Raw genomic sequence first — 954 nt, forward strand, 5'->3', positions numbered from 1 at the left:
CTAAGGTTTTTTCAAGGCTATCATTCAATGTATCTAAAAACCAAACTAGCCAATCGGTGATATCAGAATCATTTTTTTGAGTTTGTTCTAATATCTCATAGTAACTTTTACGTTTATTCAATATCGCAGTAGACATAGCATATAAACGAATGCTCTGTTCATCCATTTGAGCTAAAGAAAGGTCTGTAAGTGTACGTGTAATACGTCCATTACCATCATCAAAAGGATGTAGGGTAACAAACCATAAATGGGTAATACCTGCACGTAACAGAGGATCAAGCAATGAATCATTTAGACTTTGATTAAACCAATCTATGAAGGCATTTAAGCGTTCTTCTAAGCCTTGTCTTGGCGGTGCTTCAAAATGCACTTTAGGATAGTCCAATCGACCTGAAACGACCTGCATAGGCTCTGCCCCCCTAAGTTGACCAATGCGTAAACGGTGCATTGTCCAATCTGGGTCATTGAAAAGCCAACGATGCCACTGCATGAGACGATTAACAGTCAATGGTTGCTTAACATCGTTAAGCGCATCTAGCATGATATTGGCTAAACCTTCTGATCGATCTGAGCTTGGATAAGGCTGTTCAAGTGTGACACCTAAGCGTTGAGCTAGAGATGATCGTAGTGAAAAAACATTGATCGTTTCGTTTTCAATCGCAGATGAAGCAACAAGATTGGCAAGCAGAGTATCTAGGGTGAATTGCTCTTTTGCTAAATCATGCTGACTTTGCCCCAGAATAATCCCTATTTTTTGATGTATCTGTCTGGTTTTAGGTAAGATAACTGAATCTAGCCATGTAAAATTTGTCCAGTTTTCTGCTTGCCAAATCCATTTCTGCATTTTCAATCGCTCATCTAAAATTTCAGATGAGTTGAATATAGCACTTATTCGGCTCATAACAAGAGCCGAATATGATAATTAATCAGCTCATTTTTTATAGGACATTTTAA

1 protein-coding gene is annotated in these 954 nt (G+C 38.1%); it reads right to left on the minus strand.

Going from position 1 to position 954, the window contains the following annotated elements; genetic code table 11:
• Positions 1-844: Fic family protein (locus MF4640_RS18775; RefSeq protein ID WP_078390499.1), on the minus strand; the 844-nt coding region annotated here is incomplete at its 3' end.
• Between the last annotated feature and the right edge of the window lie 110 nt (positions 845-954).

Origin of the sequence: Acinetobacter sp. MF4640 (genome assembly GCF_002018895.1) — a bacterium.
Lineage (GTDB): Bacteria > Pseudomonadota > Gammaproteobacteria > Pseudomonadales > Moraxellaceae > Acinetobacter > Acinetobacter johnsonii.